Genomic DNA, 4,776 nt, shown 5'->3' on the forward strand with positions numbered 1-4,776 from the left:
ACCGGCTACGCCTACGATGCCGCCGGCCAACTGACCGAACAAACCGAATACGGCCTTTCAGACGGCTCCAAAGCCGACCGCCCCGAGATTTGGCACATCCACCGCTTCAAACGCAATATCCTCGGCCGGCTGGTGGAAAAAACCAGCCGCCGCCTCGACGGCACGCCCGTTCCCGCCGAAGAAGGCAAACACTACAGCCGCACCCGCTTCGACTACGACCCGCTGACCGGCAACCTGATCAAAGCCAGAAACCGCCACAGCAGCGTCGAACTCGTTTACGACGTACTCGACCGACTTGTCGGCGAAACCACCGTCCACAACGGCCAAAGCGCCACCGTCGGCTACGCCTACGACCCGCTCGGCAACCGCATTCAAACCGTTCTGCCCGACGGCCGCAGCATCAACTACCTCTACTACGGCAGCGGCCACCTGCACCAAATCAACCTCGACGGCGAAACCATCAGCGACATCGAACGCGACCGGCTGCATCAGGAAATCCAAAGAACCCAAGGCGCTTTAACCAGCCGCTACGACTACGACCCGATGGGCCGTCTGAAAAACCAAACCGCCACCGCCAACCGCACATTGCAGCACAACGGCAAACTCAATACCCTGGTCGGCGGCGCAGTGCGCCGAAGCTACCGCTACGACAAAGCCGGCAACCTGATTCAAACCGCCGACCAACGCAGCGGCGTATTGGATTACGTGTACGACAAACTCGGGCGGATTGAAAGCGCCGTCAACAAACAGAGCGGCAGCAGCGAAAAGTTCGCTTTCGACCCGGCACACAATATCTTGTCTGAAAACCTTTCAGACAGGCATCACACCGGCCGTTTGAAAGGCCGCAACATCGGCAAAGGCAACCGCCTCGAAGCATACAACGGCATCGAATACACCTACGATGCTTTGGGCAATATGATCTACCGCCAGCTGCCCGACGGCGGGAGCCAGTTGTTCCAATACGACAGCGAAAACCAACTCGTCAGAGCCGAAATTAAAAAGAACAACGGCGAAAGCCAAACGTGGGAATACGCCTACGACCCGTTCGGCAGACGCTTGAGCAAAGAGCGAACCGACAAAGGCGCCTTAACCGCTACGGAGCCGAAACAAACCCATTTCGTGTGGGACGGCAGCCGCCTGCTGCAAGAATATAACTACCGCGGCAGTTACAGCTACATTTACACCGACCAAGACAGCTACGAACCGCTGGCGCAAATCTTTGACAACGCCAAAGACGGCAAACAATACCTGAGCTACTTCCACAACGACCAAATCGGCATACCGCGGGAGATGACCGACCAGTTCGGTAATCTGCTGTGGTACGGCAGCTACTCGGCTTGGGGTTCCCTTGCGTCTGAAAAGCGCATCTATGAAAACGTTCATCAGCCGTTCAGGTTGCAAAACCAATACTTTGATGAAGAAACGGGATTGCATTACAACTTCTTCCGTTACTACGAAGCAGAGACGGGACGCTTTACCAACCAAGACCCGATAGGCTTGGTTGGTGGAGCGAACCTGTATCAATTTGCACCCAATGCACAAAGTTGGACTGATGCTTTGGGCTTGTGGGCATTTCTTCCTTATGTTGCAGCAGGTCTTGCTGCAATTGGCAGAGCGGCAATAAGTGTGTTATCGAAAGCAGCTAGGGCAGGTAAGAAAGCGGCTCAAAAGTGTGTTGGGAAATGTCAAAAGCCCAAAATACAATTTGGTAATAATCCTAATCAAGTCCACCATACATTTAGACATACTGATAAATTGGGGTTAGACAGAGGAATTGTACAAAAAGAGGTAACTAACCATTTATCAAAAGTTTCCAGTCAAGTAACAGAAGGAAAACCATTTAATGCAATCATAAAAGTTCAAGGGAAAAATATCCAATACACTGCATTCAAACTCAAAAATGGAACCTATAACATCGGGAGGATACATGGCGTACCATAAAAGATTATTGAATGAAAGTGAAAAAAAATTACTTAATATTCTACGAGAAAATATTTTTCCAGAATATAAAAGTATGAAACTTTCCTTCCCGAACTACGTATTATCATTAAATGATGGAAAAATGGGGAGTATAAAATTTATTTATGACCGGGAACCGGAAAGTTGCAATATTATACCAATATCTGAATATCGATTTAACGATATAGATAACGTTCCTGTTTTAACGACATTATATGCTTATGAAAATGGTGATTTGTATGAGTTGGATATTTGGAAGTCTGACTTTAGCCAGTTATTATCTTACCCAATATAAGCAGATTAAGTTAGAAACTTAATCTGAACAACCATGTCGCCTGAAAAAAACTAAATGGAAATTAATAAAGAATTTAAAGAATATTTTGTGAAGTTGAATAGTTATGAGGCATTGGTTCTTTTCGAATGGCTTGTGAAATTTAATGAGCATCACAAACTACCTGATGAAGCAGAGCAGAAAATATTATATAATTTTGAATCTATACTAGAATCTGTTTTAGTAGAGCCTTTTTTAGAAAATTATGTAGAACTCATAAATACTGCAAAAAATCATATTATTAATGATTAATAGACAATAAATAAATTTCATAAAATATTCATCAATGGTTCTAGCAAGCCGTAGCCTGCATAAAAAGCTCCTTTCGCAGGTAGGGTGTGTGCCTTAGGCACGCACGCGTTATCATCTCTCAAGGCCGTCTGAAAAAAACACCCATATTACGCTATAATCCTTTAACCCCTTATTTTTCAGACGGCCACGGCTGTCATTTATCCAACACCCCCTCAACCCCCGGACAACCATGGCATCTATCGGCAACACCATAGGCATTCTCATTCCCCAGCCTTCCGCGCCGGCCATGGTGTCCCAAGGCTCCGCCAATCCGCCCGAACCGCTCACGAATGCCGCCGGCCCCGTCGATGTAATCGAGATGGTAGCCGATGTCGCTTCCACCGCTTTATCGGTTGCTTCCCCAGATTCCGCCGTATCTGCAGCCGTTGATGCGGCTTCTACGGTGATTTCTTTAGCCTCGATGATTCCCGGGGTGCCGGGACCGAAGCCGCCTACTAAAAAGACCGTTAGCGGTTTTAGCGGCGGCGGGGGAATGGGTTTTGACGGTGGGCTGGTTACAGGTTCGGGAACCTGCATTCCCTGTAAGGTCGCCGCTGCAGTCGGCCCTCCGGTTAATGCCGTCCTCGGTATCAAGATATTGTTTGACGAAACCGAGGCGGATTTTGCTTTTGATGCGCCGCTTCCGTTTGTATGGCAGCGCAGCTACTATTCCGACCAACCCGGCAACGGCTGGCTGGGGCAGGGCTGGTCGCTGCCGTTTTCGATGCGGCTGGAACGCCGCGCAAACGGCTTCCTTTATATTGACGAGCAAGGCCGGGAAATTCCGCTGCCGGATATTGATGACGAGAAAAACGAACCGCAATATGCCGACGATGATGAAGACGGTTTGGATGTAGAAGATACCGATCCGCTACCTGAGCCTGCGGAAGAAGACCCCTACGGTTTGGAATCGGCTTATTTCGATCCTTACGAACAAATCTATTTCTCGCAAATTTCAGACGGCCTCTACCAAATTGCCTCGCCCGACGGCGGCGCCCGTTTGTGGTTCGCCGAAGTCGACGAAGGCGACGGCATTTACCAGCTCATCGCCCAACTCGACCGCAACCATCACCACATCCGCCTTTGCTACGGCGACAACGGACTGCCGCACAGCGTTTACGACAGCAACGGCAGGCAGTTCCAACTGAATTTCTCCTCCATCCGCCTAAACGACAGCGACGGAGTATTCGATGCCGCCGCCGAGCACGGCGTATTTGTCGGCAAAGACGACAACCTTTACGTCAACCGCCTTACCTCCGTTACCTTCAACAGCCGCGAACTGGTGCGCTACGGCTACGACGGCTACGGCGATTTGACTGCCGTTTACGGCCGCGACGGCAAACGTCTGCGCGGTTTCGCCTACCGCAACCACATCATGGTCGAGCACAACCGGCCCGACGGGTTGGTATCGCGTTACGAATACGACCGTTACGATATGGACGGCAAGGTGCTCAAAAGCCATACCAACCTCGGCGAAGCATGGACGTTCGACTACCGCGACGGCTACACCCGCGTTACCGACGCATTGGGTCGGGAAGAGATTTACGGTTTCGACGGGAACTACGAAGAGATTTACCACATCGATGCCGACGGCCACCGCAGCGATACGGAACGCGACGACTGGGGGCGGATTGTTCTCAAGCGCGACGAACTCGGCCGCGAAACCCGTTTCGGCTACGACACCTTCGGCAACCTTATCAGCATTACCGCGCCCGACGGCAGCCGCACCCAAATCGACTACCACGACAGCTTAAACCTGCCGGTTGCCGTCAACGACCCCGCCGGCAGAGTTACCGAATACGCCTACGACCAACGCGGCAACCTGATTCAAATCACCGACCCCGCCGGCCACACCACCGGGTACGCCTACAATAAACAATGGCTGCCCGCCGCCATCACCGACGCATTGGGCAAAACCAAACAGCTCGAATATGATTCAGACGGCCGACTGGTCCGCTATACCGACTGTTCCGGCCAAGCCACCCGTTTCGGCTACACCGAATACGGCGACCTCGAAACCGTTACCGACGCCCTCGGCCATACCACCCGCCATCATTACGACGCAGCGGGCAACCACATCCGCACCGACTATCCCGACGGCAGCCGTGAGGCTTTCGAATACGACCGCATCAACCGCCTGACTGCCCATATCGACGGCCTCGGCGCCAAAACCGAATACGAACTGGCGGCGGACG

4 protein-coding genes are annotated in these 4,776 nt (G+C 51.6%); all 4 read left to right on the top strand.

The window, feature by feature from the left end:
* The coding region (locus AKG09_RS12285) for an RHS repeat-associated core domain-containing protein (RefSeq protein WP_231623944.1) at positions 1-1,941 on the top strand (1,941 nt) is incomplete at its 5' end.
* Entirely contained in the window at positions 1,928-2,254 is a 327-nt protein-coding gene (locus AKG09_RS11380) for a hypothetical protein (protein WP_054619544.1), read from the top strand. The genes AKG09_RS12285 and AKG09_RS11380, both read left to right, overlap by 14 nt.
* Positions 2,255-2,308: 54 nt before the next feature.
* The gene (locus AKG09_RS11385) at positions 2,309-2,542 is read left to right on the top strand and encodes a hypothetical protein (protein WP_054619545.1); all 234 of its coding nucleotides are present in this window, start codon (positions 2,309-2,311) and stop codon (positions 2,540-2,542) included.
* A gap of 229 nt (positions 2,543-2,771) precedes the next feature.
* On the top strand, positions 2,772-4,776 hold a 2,005-nt coding region (locus tag AKG09_RS11390), incomplete at its 3' end, for a DUF6531 domain-containing protein (RefSeq protein ID WP_197272158.1).

This window comes from Neisseria sp. 83E34 (assembly GCF_001308015.1).
In the GTDB taxonomy this organism is placed as follows: Bacteria; Pseudomonadota; Gammaproteobacteria; order Burkholderiales; family Neisseriaceae; genus Neisseria.